Annotated in this window: 16 protein-coding genes and 1 tRNA gene; 7 read left to right on the top strand and 10 right to left on the bottom strand. The window is 54.4% G+C overall.

All coding sequences use genetic code 11. From position 1 onward, the window contains the following. Positions 1-191: 191 nt before the first annotated feature. Positions 192-515: an ArsR/SmtB family transcription factor gene (locus Q3V30_RS07690; RefSeq protein WP_306211965.1), complete on the top strand. Its 324-nt coding sequence runs from the start codon at positions 192-194 to the stop codon at positions 513-515. A gap of 174 nt (positions 516-689) precedes the next feature. On the opposite strand, the gene fsa is transcribed toward Q3V30_RS07690, so the two are convergent. From fsa to Q3V30_RS07670, 4 genes are read right to left on the bottom strand one after another with little or no spacing between them, the layout of a single operon-like run. Beyond that, a complete protein-coding gene (gene fsa, locus Q3V30_RS07685; protein ID WP_306211963.1) occupies positions 690-1,355 on the bottom strand; it encodes a fructose-6-phosphate aldolase in 666 nt (221 codons plus the stop codon). A 49-nt stretch (positions 1,356-1,404) separates the two neighbouring features. Next, complete coding sequence (ulaA, locus tag Q3V30_RS07680; protein WP_306211961.1) at positions 1,405-2,664, bottom strand: PTS ascorbate transporter subunit IIC; 1,260 nt, start codon at positions 2,662-2,664, stop codon at positions 1,405-1,407. An 11-nt stretch (positions 2,665-2,675) separates the two neighbouring features. Further along, positions 2,676-2,963 (bottom strand): PTS sugar transporter subunit IIB, encoded by a 288-nt coding sequence (locus tag Q3V30_RS07675; RefSeq protein WP_306211959.1) that lies wholly within the window; start codon positions 2,961-2,963, stop codon positions 2,676-2,678. A gap of 16 nt (positions 2,964-2,979) precedes the next feature. After that, entirely contained in the window at positions 2,980-3,423 is a 444-nt protein-coding gene (locus Q3V30_RS07670; protein ID WP_306211958.1) for a PTS sugar transporter subunit IIA, read from the bottom strand. A 221-nt stretch (positions 3,424-3,644) separates the two neighbouring features. Here Q3V30_RS07670 and Q3V30_RS07665 point away from each other — a divergent pair, with 221 nt between their 5' ends. Further along, the gene (locus tag Q3V30_RS07665) at positions 3,645-4,835 is read left to right on the top strand and encodes a LacI family DNA-binding transcriptional regulator (RefSeq protein WP_306213120.1); all 1,191 of its coding nucleotides are present in this window, start codon (positions 3,645-3,647) and stop codon (positions 4,833-4,835) included. 24 nt (positions 4,836-4,859) lie between these two features. Here the strand turns inward: Q3V30_RS07665 and Q3V30_RS07660 are convergent, their stop codons facing one another. After that, positions 4,860-5,981 (bottom strand): Gfo/Idh/MocA family protein, encoded by a 1,122-nt coding sequence (locus Q3V30_RS07660; protein WP_306211956.1) that lies wholly within the window; start codon positions 5,979-5,981, stop codon positions 4,860-4,862. Between the two features lie 291 nt (positions 5,982-6,272). Here Q3V30_RS07660 and Q3V30_RS07655 point away from each other — a divergent pair. After that, positions 6,273-6,348 (top strand) — tRNA-Asn (locus Q3V30_RS07655). A gap of 107 nt (positions 6,349-6,455) precedes the next feature. On the opposite strand, the gene Q3V30_RS07650 is transcribed toward Q3V30_RS07655, so the two are convergent. Beyond that, the gene (locus tag Q3V30_RS07650; RefSeq protein WP_306211954.1) at positions 6,456-8,255 is read right to left on the bottom strand and encodes a DNA/RNA non-specific endonuclease; all 1,800 of its coding nucleotides are present in this window, start codon (positions 8,253-8,255) and stop codon (positions 6,456-6,458) included. Between the two features lie 295 nt (positions 8,256-8,550). On the opposite strand from Q3V30_RS07650, the gene Q3V30_RS07645 reads away from it, so the two are divergent. From Q3V30_RS07645 to yajD, 3 genes are all read left to right on the top strand, one after another. Beyond that, positions 8,551-8,697: a type VI secretion system tube protein Hcp gene (locus Q3V30_RS07645; RefSeq protein WP_306211952.1), complete on the top strand. Its 147-nt coding sequence runs from the start codon at positions 8,551-8,553 to the stop codon at positions 8,695-8,697. A gap of 7 nt (positions 8,698-8,704) precedes the next feature. Continuing rightward, entirely contained in the window at positions 8,705-8,914 is a 210-nt protein-coding gene (locus tag Q3V30_RS07640; protein ID WP_306211950.1) for a hypothetical protein, read from the top strand. A gap of 588 nt (positions 8,915-9,502) precedes the next feature. Next, complete coding sequence (gene yajD / locus Q3V30_RS07635; protein WP_306211947.1) at positions 9,503-9,850, top strand: HNH nuclease YajD; 348 nt, start codon at positions 9,503-9,505, stop codon at positions 9,848-9,850. A 223-nt stretch (positions 9,851-10,073) separates the two neighbouring features. On the opposite strand, the gene Q3V30_RS07630 is transcribed toward yajD, so the two are convergent. Beyond that, on the bottom strand, positions 10,074-10,406 hold the full coding sequence (locus Q3V30_RS07630; RefSeq protein WP_306211945.1) for a VOC family protein: 333 nt from the start codon (positions 10,404-10,406) through the stop codon (positions 10,074-10,076). A gap of 28 nt (positions 10,407-10,434) precedes the next feature. Between Q3V30_RS07630 and Q3V30_RS07625 the strand changes: the two genes are divergently transcribed. Further along, positions 10,435-11,634 carry an FAD-dependent oxidoreductase gene (locus tag Q3V30_RS07625; RefSeq protein WP_306211943.1) on the top strand — a complete coding sequence of 400 codons (1,200 nt, stop codon included), beginning with the start codon at positions 10,435-10,437 and terminating at the stop codon, positions 11,632-11,634. 2 nt (positions 11,635-11,636) lie between these two features. On the opposite strand, the gene Q3V30_RS07620 is transcribed toward Q3V30_RS07625, so the two are convergent. The 3 genes from Q3V30_RS07620 to Q3V30_RS07610 form a co-directional block, all read right to left on the bottom strand. Then, entirely contained in the window at positions 11,637-12,302 is a 666-nt protein-coding gene (locus tag Q3V30_RS07620) for a DUF998 domain-containing protein (protein WP_306211941.1), read from the bottom strand. Positions 12,303-12,388: 86 nt separating this feature from the next. Next, complete coding sequence (locus Q3V30_RS07615) at positions 12,389-13,273, bottom strand: siderophore-interacting protein (protein ID WP_306211940.1); 885 nt, start codon at positions 13,271-13,273, stop codon at positions 12,389-12,391. Between the two features lie 127 nt (positions 13,274-13,400). Next, the gene (locus Q3V30_RS07610) at positions 13,401-14,630 is read right to left on the bottom strand and encodes an MFS transporter (protein ID WP_306211938.1); all 1,230 of its coding nucleotides are present in this window, start codon (positions 14,628-14,630) and stop codon (positions 13,401-13,403) included.

Genomic DNA, 14,630 nt, shown 5'->3' with positions numbered 1-14,630 from the left:
ACGCTGGCAGCACCCGGCCATCAGTGAATCGCATTAACAGTGCAACGATATTAGTACAACTGTACGAGTATATTCGAACTATTTGAGCCATCGACTAAACTGATGGGTGGCAGGTCGCACCCTGACCAGCCTTAAGGTATAGTAGCCGCCGCTTTATCTTCACGCCCACCTGCCAGAGTAAAAGGATCGCTATGATTGCCAGTCACCCTGAACCACAACAGATTCGCCTGGAAAACGTGCTTTTTGCGCTTGGCAATCCGCTTCGTATGGAGGTGGTGAGGATTTTGGCCAGCCAGGGGGAACAGGCCTGTGGCACCCTGCTTCAGGGGCTGGCGAAGTCAACCATGACGCATCACTGGCGGGTATTGCGGGAGAGCGGTGTGATCTGGCAACGGCCCAACGGACGGGAGAATTTGCTGTCGCTGCGGCGGGAAGATCTGGATGCCCGCTTTCCTGGCCTGCTGGATACGCTGCTGCTGGCGATGGAGAATCAGCGCGGAAAAGGCATGTTGTAACTAATGCCTTATTGCAGAGCAAAGATGAGCATTGAGTAACATCAGCATGGAATATGCATGTTGTAACTAATCCTTTTTTGCACATTAAAGACGAGCATTGCGTCACGCCGTTGCTGGCTGCAGAAAAACGCAGCGTGCCTGAATTCACGCTTCCCTGCGCAACGTTTGCGGCGACTAGTTCAGTGCCACTGCACCGTATGCTGCTGACCAGTCCTGATCAAAGCGGTTTAACGCATCTTCCACGGCCGGATCCATCAGGAATAACTCTGCCACAGCAGGATCAACCGTTATGGCTGTGCAGCCTGCCAGCATGCACTCCAGCACCTGGCGCGGCGTGCGGAAACTGGCGGCCAGGACCTGGGTTTCAGGGCAGTGTAGCTCGACAAGTTTTTGCAGTTCGCGTACCAGACCAATCCCGTCGCCACCCTGGCTGTCCAGCCGGTTCACATAGGGCGCTATATAGCTGGCCCCGGCCAGCGCGGCATAAAATCCCTGCCCTGCGCCGTAAACCGCGGTGCCGAGCGTGGGGATATTTAGCGCCCTGAGCTGTTTGATAGCCGAAAGCCCGGCATGCGTCACCGGCACTTTAACCACCAGTGAAGGGATCGCCTCGCGCAGTTTGTGCGCCTCTTCCACCATCTTGTCGGCATCGCGTCCCAGAACCTGGGCAAACAGCTGGCCTTCCGTGCCGATCGCCTCCTGTAACTCCTGCAGCACTGAATAGATATCGCGTTTACCACGCGCAACAATACTTGGATTGGTGGTGACGCCCTTGATGGGCAGCACGTTTGCCAGACGACGGACGGCGGCCACATCTGCGGTATCTAAATAGAATTCCATTATTACCTCGTGCGTGTGCGGCGGAGAGTAAACTCTCCGCCGCCGTGAGTTAGCGAACAATAATGCCCAGAAGGATGCCCAGCGCGCCAAAATCGGAGTCACTGAAGGTGGTGTTTGCCAGACCAATACTGCCCAGCACCGGCAGCAGGAAGACCGGCAGGAAGGTGATCAGTAATCCATTGGTGAAGGCACCCAGTATTGCTCCACGGCGTCCGCCAGTGGCATTACCAAATACGCCAGCGGCTGCGCCGACGAAGAAGTGCGGCACCACGCCCGGGATAATCACCGTCATGTTCAGGAAGTAGAGAATGAACATGCCGAGAACACCCGCCACAAAGCTGCTGAGGAACCCTACCAGCACCGCATTAGGCGCATAAGGGAAGACCACCGGGCAGTCCAGCGCCGGTTTGGCATTCGGCACCAGCTTGTCAGAGATCCCCTTAAACGCCGGGACGATTTCAGCGATCACCATCCTCACGCCCTGCAGCACGATATAGACGCCAGCTGCAAAGGTGATCGATTGCATCAGCGAGAACATAAACCAGTTTTTGCCCCCGGCGTTCATCTCCTTCACTGCCGCCGGTCCGGCAACCAGACAGGTGAAAATAAAGATAAAGAACATGGTGAAGGCGATCGCAACCGGCGTATCCCGCAGGAACAGCAGGCTTTTTGGCACATCCATATCTTCGGTCGATTTCTCTTTATTGCCGAACTTGCTGCCAATAAAGGCGGAGAGCAGCTGAGATATCGCCGAAAAGTGGCCAAACGCCACGTCGTCCGATCCGGTCACCTTTTTCATGTAAGGGTGGATAATCGCCGGGAAGAAGACCATCGATACCCCCACCACCACTGAACCCACCGCAATCAGCGTGGCGCCTTTCATGCCTGCGGTGGCTAAGATCACCGCCACCATCATCGACATAAACAGCGTGTGGTGGCCCGTCAGGAAGATATACTTCCAGGGCGTAAAGCGGGCAATGGCAATGTTAATCACCATGGCAAAGAACATGATCATCGCCATTTCAGTGCCAAAGTTCTTTTGCGCCACCGCCACGATAGCTTCGTTGTTCGGCACCACGCCGGCAATGCCGAAAGCGTGATGGAAGATTACCGCAAAATCACCGAGTGACGAGACGATCAGGCTGGCTCCGGCGCCGAGGATCAGGAAGCCCATGATGGTTTTCACCGTGCCTTTGATGCACTCGGTGGCCGGTTTTTTCTGGGCGATTAACCCGATCAGTGCAATCAGACCCACCAGAATGGAAGGCTCTGACAGCACGTCACTCATTAAAAAACGGAAAAATTCCATTCATCAGTCCCTTATAGTGCGCCCAGTTCGGTCAGAGCCGCAGACAAACGTGTTTTCATGTCAGCCTTGTCTACCATGTTTTTCAGCGACACGATTTTACCGTTCACCTGCTGAGCCTGGAGCTGTTCAGCAACATCGCTGGTGCCCACGTAGATATCGCTGGGGGTGCTTTTCGCCGATCCCAGATCGACATGATCGACTTCCGCCGCCACGCCCAGATCTTTAACAATACTTTTGATGCTCATTTCCATCATCAGGCTGGTGCCCAGGCCATTTCCACAAACAACGGTGATTTTCATACTGTTTCCTCTGGGATTAATAACGTGAAATTACGGAAAGAATGGTGTTTAGCTCTTTTGCTGCCATCAGCGTCGCGGTATCTTCTTCACAATCAAAGAGCGCGGCGAGTTGCGCGATAGCCTCGATATGGCTGTGGCTGTCTGTCGCGGCCAGTACAATCAGTAGTCGCACCGGATCGTTACCGTCGGAATCGAAATTGACCCCCTCTTCAATGACCGTCAGGCTCAGCGCCAGCCGGTTTACGCCCTCTTCGGGACGGGCGTGCGGCATGGCGATGCCGGGGCCGACAACGTAGTAAGGGCCAATCGCCTCATGACTGCGGTAGATAGCCTCCACATAACCCGGCTCGATAGCGCCGTTGGTTATCAGCGGCTCACAGGCCAGGGCGATCGCCTCGCGCCACCCTTTACAGGCTGGATAGAGACGAATGACATCGGGTGTCAGTAAATCGGTCAGCATTGCGGGGTCACCTCGTTGAATGAGCCTCTGCAGCGTAGCGGTCGGGCTGCGAGAATAATGTGACGAGGATCTTAAAAGATAACGCTAACTGTTAGCGTTATCAGACTCTGTGATCGGGTTATCACAAGTGCGGCTTACGCTTGCTGTCTGACGCGCTGCACAGGCACACTGGCCGGATGAGGTATCGCGACGCGGGCCATGATGAAGTTGGAGAGAAGGAAATGCGCAAACGTCGTACCAGCGGCAGAGTGACGCTGCAGGATATTGCCGACTACGTTGGAGTAGGAACCATGACCGTTTCACGCGTGATGCGCACGCCGGAACTGGTCTCTGACAGCATACGCAGCAAGGTTGAGCAGGCTGCGCGCTCGTTAGGCTACACGCCCAATCACGATGCCAGCGCCGTGGTTAACAGTACCCAGCGCGTGACGCTACAGGATGTCTCGCGCCATGCTGGCGTAGGCGTAATGACCGTCTCCAGAGCGCTGCGCGATCCGGCGTTGGTGGCTGACAGCTCATTAAAGAAAATTAATGCGGCCATTGAGGCGTTGGGCTACGTTCCAAATGCCGCCGCCAGCGCGTTAGCCGCTTCCCAGCATAATACGGTTGCGGTGCTCTACCCCTTCCAGCAGGATCGCGCCAGCGCCCGTTTTTTGCAGGCGCTGCAGAGCACGGTGAGTAAACAGCAGTTTGAACTGGTGATGGCCTGCCATGAATACCACCAGCATGGCGAAGCCAGGATTGTGCAGAAACTGTTGCAGAATCGCCCGGCTGCGCTGGTACTGCTTGGTGCACCGCTCTCCAGCCAGACGCTGGCGCTTATCGAAGCCGCTGAGCTGGTGAAGGTAAACGTCGGCGGCGCAGAGGCGTTTAGTGCTGATATCTCTCTCGATCTGGCCTTTACGGAATCCGCAGAACGGCTGACGCAAAAGCTGCTGGAAGCGGGTTACCGAAAAATTGCCTATATCGGTGCGCATACTGATAACCGCCTGCAGAAACAGCAGCTGAACGGCTGGCGCAAAGCCATGCTGGCGCAGTACCAGAATGCCGATCTGATCCGTACCGTGCCGGATGCGCCCAGCCTGCAGTTTGGCCGCTACGCCATGAGCGAGCTGCTGCAGAGCCATCCCGATATGGATGCGGTGATTTGCAGCCATGAAGAGATCGCATTTGGCATTCTGCACGAATGCCAGCGTCGCTTGCTGAAAGTGCCTTATGACCTGGCCGTGGCTTGTCTGGAAGGCTCTGCTGACTGCGATCATACCTTCCCCACGCTGACCGCGATGCACCTGGATTATGCCGCGCTGGGTCAGCAAGTGGGCGAGCGGCTGATGAGCATGCTGGAAGAGACTCAGACAGAGCCGCTGGTTGAGCGCATAAATTACACCCTTGAATGGCGGGCCAGCACCTGAAGGCTTTTGCCCGGCCTTTATCTTTTAAACCGGCATCCAGCGGCGCTCCAGTGCGGAAATGGCGATGGCTTCCAGCACTTTTGAGACCTGTAACCCCTCGGCAAAATCTGGCCACATGCGGTCACCGGCGGCGATGCCATTGATCAGGTCACGTATCTCAACAGTTTTCTGGTCGTTAAAACCAATGCCATGACCCGCCGACACGCAGAAACTGGCATAGTCAGGGTGAGCCGGGCCGGTCAGGATAGTTTTGAATCCCTGGCGCCCCACAGGATCGTCATGGAGATAGAGCTCCAGCTCAGCCATTCGCTCCTGGGTATAGCGCAGGGTGCCTTTCGTGCCGGTCACAACGTAGGTCAGCCCCATTTTACTGCCGCAGGCGATACGTGAGGTCTCTATCACGCCATGTGCGCCATTAGTAAAACGCAGCAGCGCGCTGGCCTGATCTTCATTTTCCACATCGCGCAACTGCGAGGGATCTTTTGGGTCGGGACGCTGCTTTATCACCGTCAGCGTATCTCCGGATACCTCACTGATATCGCCTACCAGGAAGTGCGCCATATTGACGATATGCGCGCCCAAATCGCCTAATGCGCCCAGCCCGGCCAGCGCCTTCTGGCAGTGCCAGTCAAGGGGCGTAGTTGGGTTCGCCAGATAATCTTCATTATGGGTGCCGTAAAAATGCACTACCTCACCAATTTCCCCTCTGGCGATGATCTCCTTAGCCAGCTGACTGGTGGGATTCTTCATATAATTAAAGCCCACCAGCGTTTTGACCCCTGCCGCTTCTACTGCGCGAGTCATCTCTTCGGCATCGGCCACATCCAGCGCCAGCGGCTTTTCTGAATAGACGTGCTTGCCGTGACGGATCGCCTCCAGCGCCATCTCTTTGTGCAGAAAGTTAGGTGCACAGATATCCACGACATCAATGTCCGGATCGGCAACCAGTTCACGCCAGTTGCCCGTTGACCGGTTAAACCCCAGCAACGCTGCCTGCCGCTTCGCCACCGCCGGATCCACCTCTGCCACCATTTCCCGCACGATTTCCCCCTTCAGCGAAAAAACCGTAGAAGCCTGTGCGTAAGCAATTGCGTGGCAGCGTCCGATATAGCCGGTACCAATCAGTCCAATTCTGACCTTTTCCATTGTTATTCCTTGCAGGTGAGCGAAGCGCGTGCATGGAATGTATATTTCAAAATAAGGACCGACAATCCTGAAATGAAATAAACGTGATCATTCTGACGAAAGTCGCTGTAATGCTTGTTGTCACAGGCAACAGCACTGCGGGACGTTTCGCAAAGAAGAGAGCCGATAAACCTGCGGCAACCTGAGGAAATCTCAACAAAATGCTGCTTTATTCAGCAGTCAGTAAAAAAGGTGCATTCAGGCTTTGACATCCATCTGCCCGCTGGATATTATGCGCCCCGTTCCAACAATTCCTCTGTAGTTCAGTCGGTAGAACGGCGGACTGTTAATCCGTATGTCACTGGTTCGAGTCCAGTCAGAGGAGCCATATTAAAGAAAGCCGATATCGCAAGATATCGGCTTTTTTGCTTTTCATGTGCCTTCAGGAATCTTTATCTGTTATTGATTCAACAGGTTGGCGTGAAATCCTTCCCGCTATAACACCTCTGGCCACGTCATAATGAGCTTCGCCTGCACGGGTTCCGCAAGCAGACTGGCATCAGGCTGCCAGCTATCCCAGTCGCGAAAAGCGCTAAAATTCAGCCCGGTGAGGGTTTCCAGTGAGCGAATCGACACACGATATTCGTCCACCTGCGGCACCGCTTCCGGCTGCTGGAGCGGCAACACGCGGCGCGGTTCGTCCAGCAATGTATCCTGACTCACCAGCAACGCGGTTGCCTGCGGCTTGCCTTGTGGCCCGATACGCAGCACAACTTTCCAGAACAGCAGCGGCACCTGCAAATCTGCGTACTGCCGATATTGATCGTTCAGCACCGGTCCAGTCAACACGCTAATCTGCTGTTTGGTTTTTAACACGCCGTTTTCAAGGATATAGCGCTCAACCCCTTGCCAGTACTGTGCGCTCTGGTTAAAGCGAAAATGCTGCGGCGAGCAATTAGTAAAATGGAAAGTATCTTTATTGGCGCGAACCGCTTCAGCGGCGGTGCCCCAGGTAGGATCGCTGCGACGCGTAAGATGACCACGATCGAACCAGCGGCTAAACTCGCTGTAAAAAGTCTGGCCGGTTACATAGAGGCTGTCGATGCGGCTGTCTTCATACCAGCGATCGCCTTCCGGCAACAGGGAGGGCTGCCCATTACCGCGATCGATGCTGATATAGCGCGCGCCATCAATATTGGTAGCGGTAAAGAAAGCCAACTTCCGCTCAGCGCTCATCAGCAGCGAGAAATGCTGATAATCAAGCGTCGCTTCAGCCCCTTTGCGCCCGTCACGCAGGGGAGCAACTTCGCGGATGCGTGGGGCAATAATCCCGGCCATATCGATATGGGTCTCTGCCAGAAAGTTCGCCTGGTAACCCTCGCGATTGCGGTAATTTTCATCTGGCGCGGCGCTACTGGAGGTGGCCTGTTGCGCTGTAGTCTCAGCGGTCAATGCCTGCAGCAACGGTGCCTGCCAGTCAGCAGGCAAGGTCGGCAGCTCGCCCTTGAGCCAGTCGGTGAGTGCACTGATGCGAATGCCTTCATTCACCCATTTGCCATTCTCTTCTTTTCCACCATGATGAAGCGCCACCAGCTGCCAGCCGTCGTTGAATACCGGCGCACCTGACGAGCCACCTTCGCTGTCGGCCTCGTAATGCAGAAATTGTTCATAACGCGCCAACAGCGCATTATTGCGCAGCGTAATTTGCTGCGGTGCACCACCCGGATGATGGATCAGGTTGAGGCTGATGCCCAATGCATGTTTATCGTTACGATCGTTAAGCGCCAGCGGCAAAGGGCTCTCACCGCTGTCGTCAATCGCTTCACCCAACGCAACCAGCGTACAGTCAAACGCCTCCGTCGGACTGGAGAGCCAGAAGCGTTCTGCATCTACCCTGTACAAACGGCCCTGAATAAGCTCGCCTGTCTCGCTCTGACGGTAGCCGAACTGAAGCGTAATGCGGCCTGATAAAGAGGGTTCAGGCAGCAGATGATGATTCGTGACAAAGAGGTTGCCATGCGTGAGAAATCCACTTCCTTTGGGTACGCCATCTTCTCTTACCAGCGCCACCGCCCTTGCCGCACTCACTCCCTGCTGCAAAAATGACACCGGCAGTAAATCGTTTGCACCAATGATCACGTTTTGTCTGGCGCGTTGCTGAAAAGCATAACGCTGTGCGCGGCGCGGATCCGGTTCCGCCTGCTGACCCTGGATGAGCGCTGTTCGCGTCTGTTGCCGTTGCCCGGCGGTCTGCACCAGCCTTGAAGCTATCTGTTCTTTCAGTTGTTCGTTCATTCGCATCTCCATGGTAAGCCCCTTTTAATCATAGCTGTTGCCAGGAACGGAACACCAAACGAATCAGTCTCTTCAGACGTTTATTGTTTATTTATCGCCTCGCAGACGGCACGGCAATCCCTTTACCCGGAGCCACTAAGAATCCTGGCTTTATAAACTCAGCTACCGTTGCTGAGTCCCTCCTTCCTGGGTTGTTAGTGACTCTACTGTTCAAGATACGCTTACTTATTCCATGCCTCTCTAAAGCGAATCATCAAATGATGCCGGTATTTCATTGATTCACATCAATTAAATATTGAATAGCTCATATGCTTTTTTGAAAAACGTTGATAACTCATCTTCCCATCTATATAAAGCGCTCTCTTCTGGTCAAGCCCTTAAAAAGGCCGTATTCAAATTCTACCGAATTAACTACAACGGCCAGGTGGTGACCGGGAGTTAACAGTGAAATGAAATATCTTCTTCTTATTCTCTCCCTATTCTCTTCTGTTACGACGGCCAGGCAAATGGAAGGTTTTGGCGCCAACTACTACCAGGATGATTCATTCATTCCTGAGTATGATACCAACAAAAACTTTGTGCCTGATGTGATTATTGGCAACAACGTCTATGTGATGGAATTTAACAGCCTTGCAGACATTGCAAAAATACTGGCGTAACTGTTAACCATGGCGACCAGGCATCCTGGCTATGCCTTGCTTCCGGAGATATCAATTACTGGTTTATCTCTGATAACGAGATGGGAAAAGGCGATTTAACATCTATTGCAATTGCCAAATCCGCACCGCAAAAAAGCTGTGTTTCTTATAGTGGTGATTTGAGCGTTACGATTAAGGGAATTCCTTTGCTCAGTGCTTCATCAGAAAACCTCTCGTCACTATTCCCGAATAAACCATATAGCAACACAGTTCAGTATTGTACCAATACCAGGAACTACGGTAATTTTACACAGATGAACTGTATTCAATACTTTTTTGAAAGTAACAATATCAAAGGCGTGTTGATTAGTCAGATCACGTCCAACTAATACCTACACGGATGGCTGCTCCCATGGCGGCCTTTTCGCTATCAGATCCCCGCTCTACTTCCCTTTTGCCCAACGAGCACGTTACCTGACTTACTGACAATGAGGTCTGGCGATATGTAGCCAGCCTCTCCCCCGCCACAATCTCCTCTTCTGTTCCGTTTTGGGATATATTGAGAGGCACTTTCGTAAAATTATCTCTTGATAACAGGTAACACTGGCAATGGCTCTGATCCCAAAAAACTACACGCGTCTGGAAAGCGGCTACCGCGAGAAAGCGCTAAAAATCTATCCGTGGGTATGTGGGCGCTGCTCGCGGGAGTTTGTGTATTCAAATCTTCGTGAATTAACGGTTCACCATATCGATCACGACCATACCAATAACCCGCCAGATGGCAGTAACTGGGAGTTGTTATGCCTCTACTGCCATGACCACGAACACTCCAAGTACACTGAAGCCGATCAGTACGGCACAACTGTAGTGGCTGGTGAGGATGCGCAAAATGATGTTGACGCCGCCACCTACAATCCCTTTGCCGATTTAAAGTCGATGCTTAATAAGAAGAAATGATGTCAGGGAGGCCCGCAGCTGACTGTTAGCTGCCTTTTCTATGTCGTCAGGCTGGCTATGTGACAGAAGCGGACGTAGTAACACATGGCTAAGTTTGTTAAGCCTTATTAATGACACTTTAACGTGCCCACGATGTGAGTAAGAGTAAGCTGGAGAGAGAGAATCACCCACTCAAATGTACCGGCTACGCATTGCGCGTCATAACCGGTAAAGGGCTTTAGCTTTACTTATTCTGGTAAAGATCCCAACGGTTGCCGTAGAGATCTTCAAATACGACTACCGTGCCGTACTCCTCTTCGCGAGGCTCCTGGACGAATTCAACGCCTTTTGCTTTCATGGCGTTATAATCGCGCCAAAAGTCATCAGTCTGAAGGAACAGGAATACTCTCCCGCCGCACTGATTGCCGATAAAGCCTTTCTGCCTCTCGTTTGAAGCGCGGGCCAGAAGAATGTTGCAGTCGCTTTCCGGATAAGAGTAAAAACCCGCCTGAAAAAATCCTCGTAGCGCAGCACAATCCGACATGCTAAAAAGATAATGATAACTATTATCATACAATCAGCTCTTTCAACTTCGGAACTTCTCTATGCAGGCGGCACTGACTGAAACACTCTCGACTGACTGTTGCATCGTAGGCGGCGGCCCTGCCGGGCTGATGCTGGGCTATTTGCTGGCGCGTGCGGGTGTTAACGTCGTGGTGACAGAAAAACATGACGATTTTCTGCGGGATTTTCGTGGTGATACTATCCATCCCTCTACATTACAAATTCTGCATCATTTGGGCCTGCTGCAGGAATTTTTGACCCTTCCTCACCAGCAAATGGAAAAACTGCAGGCGGAGATCGGCGGTGAGTCAGTGACGCTGGCTAATTTCTCTAAGCTGCCGGTGAAGTGCCGGTTTATCGCGTTTATGCCGCAGTGGGATTTCCTGAATTTTATCGCCGCCAAAGCGCACTCTCTGCCTGGCTTCACGCTGATGAAATCGACGCAGTGCGACAGCCTTATTTATGACCAGGAGCGCGTTTGCGGCATCCGGACTTCCGGAAAATCGGGGCTACGGGAAATCAGGTCAAAGCTGGTTATCGGCGCTGACGGGCGGCGCTCTGTGGTCAGAGAAAAGGCGGGGCTGACGGGGCGTTCTTTTGGCTCGCCGCGAGATGTGGTGTGGTTCAAACTTGAAAAGCATGCGGAAGATCCGCAATGGTGCTCTGGTCATCAGGGGCCAAAGCAGAACTTTATTATGATCGACCGCGGTGACTACTGGCAGTGCGGTTTCTCCATTCCTAAAGGTCAGTTTCAGGCGCTCAGCGAGCAGGGTATTACCGCCTTTAAGCAGCAGATCTCTGCCGTTGCTCCTTTCCCGGCAGCGCGTCTGGCCTCGCTGACCGTATGGGAACAGCTGAAACTGTTAAGTATTCGTATTGATCGCCTGGATGAGTGGGCGAAACCTGGCGTACTGTGCATTGGTGATGCGGCACACGCCATGTCCCCTATTGGCGGCGTCGGCGTTAATCTGGCTATTCAGGATGCGGTGGCAACGGCGAACCTTCTCGCCCCCCCTTTGCGGAAAGGCGGCGTCACGCTACGGCAGCTGCAGAAAGTTCAGCGCAGGCGCCAGTTCCCTGCCGTAGCCACCCAGTTTATTCAGATCAAAATGAGCGGCAAGAAGCGCAAAGAAAATCAGACCAGCCCAATCCCTAAGCTGGTTAAGCGGCTACCTTTCCTGCCCTATGTTTTTGGCTGGATTATTGGGCTGGGGTTTCGCACCGAGCGTCCGCGCCCGTAACTTCAAAGCCGCGTGCTGCCTGAAATTTTACTGATGGATGCCCTGAGTAACAGACAGCCGGTAAATATCTGCCAGAAGGTGATGGGATAAACAGACGCTCTCTCAATCAGGCCTGTTGGCAGCAGCCCCAATGGGATAAGTACCATGCAGAGCAGGCCAAAACTGCCCATAAACAGGCTGAAAAGGCTGAAATCCCGCAGGCCAGGACGCTGCCGCAGCAGCCAGCCCACGGTAATCAGACAGAGATTGCCGCCGCCTATTGCCATTACGGCCCCGGCTTCATGCAGCGTGAGACCCGCTTCCCCGCTACCGCTGTGGAACAGGGCGATGACGCTGCCACCCACGCCATGCAGCAACCCGGTGAAGAGGAACATAAACTTTCCCGCACCGTTAAAAATTTTGCGTAACAGCAGGCAGGCTATAAAAAAGAGCAACCCTTCAACAGCAAAACCGACGTTCATCACGGTGTGTAGCGGAGAGCAAACAGCGCGACCGTCAGCCAGCACACCGCAATGGGGAATGCCTAAATCACTGATGTAGTTGAGACCATAATGATAAACAGGCGCTGACCAGGCCAGCGCGGCGATTTTCTCTGCCAGCAAGTATTGCAGCCCGCCCAGCGTGAAGCTGAGTGCGGCTGCGTTTTTCCATCGGTTTTGCGTGTTCATACTTATCCATCAAGTTGCGCCTGCCTGGCAGGGAAATCGGGGGAATGATGCTCCGTTCTCCTCCGGCAGAGACTGACTGTTAACATTTATCGCCCCCGGCCCTGCGTCCAGTAGGCCATAAAGTTTACCCCTTCACGGTCAAGCTGATAGTCATCAAGCAGACAACGCCGCAGCTTCTTCACCACGCCAGATTCAGCCGCAACCCAGGCACTGAAGGGGTGCTTACCTTCTGCCCGCTCCCAGATGCCATCCTCAATCAGGCTTTTCTCTTCCAGTGACTGCTCCGTTACGCAGGCGAAAGCCGGAACAGAAAGATGTTCACGCAGCGCTGCGAGCAGCCGCTCACCGTGAGCGGCATGATCTTCACGGCTCAGCCAGTGCACTTCAGCGAACGGAAAATTTGCCTGTTGCGCGTCAGCCTGCAACGGGACTTCGAAAAAGGCCTGCACTGGCGGAGGAGTGGCCAGCGTTGCCAGCTGTTCAAGAATACCCATGGCAGCCGGCACGGCCGTTTCATCAGCTATCAGCAGCGCCTGCTGAATACCGTCATGCCAGATCCATTCATAGCCGCCGCTCTCTTCAGATGAGGCGCCATTTGGGGCAACGACCTGCATTTTCGCACCTGGTGCGGCATGCATCGCCCAGCGGGAAGCAGGCCCGGTTTCGCCATGCAGGACAAACTCAACATCCATCTCCTTCTCCTCACGGCGCAGCGCCCGCAGGGTGTAAGTCCGCAGCACAGGGCGCTGCGCCTTAGGTAACGCCAGATAATCCTGATACCAGCCGTCGCTTACCGGCATCGTTACCCTTTCGCCCTTTTCATTCGGAAACAGCAGTTTAATGCGCTGGTCTGGCGCCTCAAGCTTCATGTCAGCGACATCTTCGCCGCTGAATACGCAACGCAACAGAGAAGGCGTCACCTGAACACGTCGCTTCAGCGTGAGATCAAAAATTCGATAGCCTGCGGCCATGAGTGCTGCTCCTGTAGGGATTTATGCCGCTGACATGCCTGCGCGGCGACGCTCAATAGCGCAATATAACGATAATCATTCTCAGTTAAAAGATGAAAATAGCCGTCCGGTTTTCCGCAGCACGGCTTCAGTCGTTATGCAGCCGCTGACGACGACGTAACCCAGGGAACCAGACCATCCACAGCCCGACCACAATAAGCGTTCCAATTCCTCCCACGGCTGCGGCAGGCGCAGCTCCCAGCCACGCTGCCAGCATGCCCGATTCAAACTCGCCCAGCTGATTAGAGGTATTGATAAATATGGAGTTCACGGCGCTGACCCGCCCTCGCATCTCGTCTGGCGTGTCGAGCTGTACCAGCGATCCGCGAATGACCACGCTGACCATATCAAAACCACCCAGCGCAAACAGCGCCAGCATAGAGAGCCACAGCTCCCTGGAGAAGGCAAAAACCAGCGTGGCAACGCCGAACCCTGCCACCGCGCCAAACATGGTCATGCCAACATTGCGTTCAAGCGTGCGGCTGCTTAACCAGAACCCCACCAGCAGCCCGCCGACCGCAGGCGCTCCCCGCAGCAGTCCCAATCCCCAGGGGCCGGTGTGCAGAATATCTTTGGCAAAGATCGGCAGCAGCGCGGTGGCCCCGCCCAGCAACACGGCAAACAGATCCAGTGAGATAACGCCCAGCACATCGGGACGATTACGGATAAAACGTACCCCGGCAAACACGCTGGCAAAGGTTGCGGGCGTGCGCTTCGGCGGCGCATGCTCGTAACGCAACCGGCTGACCATCACGATCGAGACGATATAAAGCAGGCCAGTGGTGAGGTAGACCACGCCAGGCCCGGCGACATAGAGAAAGCCCCCCAGCGCGGGGCCGAGCATGGAAGCGGTCTGCATGGATGCGCCGTTGGCCGCCGTAGCGCGGGCGAGCATCGAGGGCGGCACCAGCGCAGGCAGCATTGACTGGAGTGAAGGCGCTTCCAGCGTGCGGGCAACAGAGATAATAAAGACCAGCGCGAGGATGATGACCTCGTCGGTTCGCTGGGCCAGCGTCAGCCCTGCCAGCACGGCAATGGCCACCCACTCCGTTACCTGACCCAGCAGCACCACACGACGGCGATCAAACTGGTCGGCAACATGCCCCGCAGGCAGCGCGAGCAGCACGGCGGGCAGAAACTGTACCAGACCAATCAACCCCAAATCCCAGGCGCGGCCGGTAAGAGAGTAGATCTGCCAGCCCACCGCGATGGAGAGCATCTGAAAACCAAAGCTGGAGGTGGTTCGCGCCAGCCAGAAAGCGACAAACGAGCGGTGTTGAAACAGGGAATCCGCCCTGGCGGGTGAAGATGAACGCAT

The organism is Erwinia pyri (assembly GCF_030758455.1).
Lineage (GTDB): Bacteria > Pseudomonadota > Gammaproteobacteria > Enterobacterales > Enterobacteriaceae > Erwinia > Erwinia pyri.
This window is presented reverse-complemented; position numbering and strand designations above follow the sequence as displayed.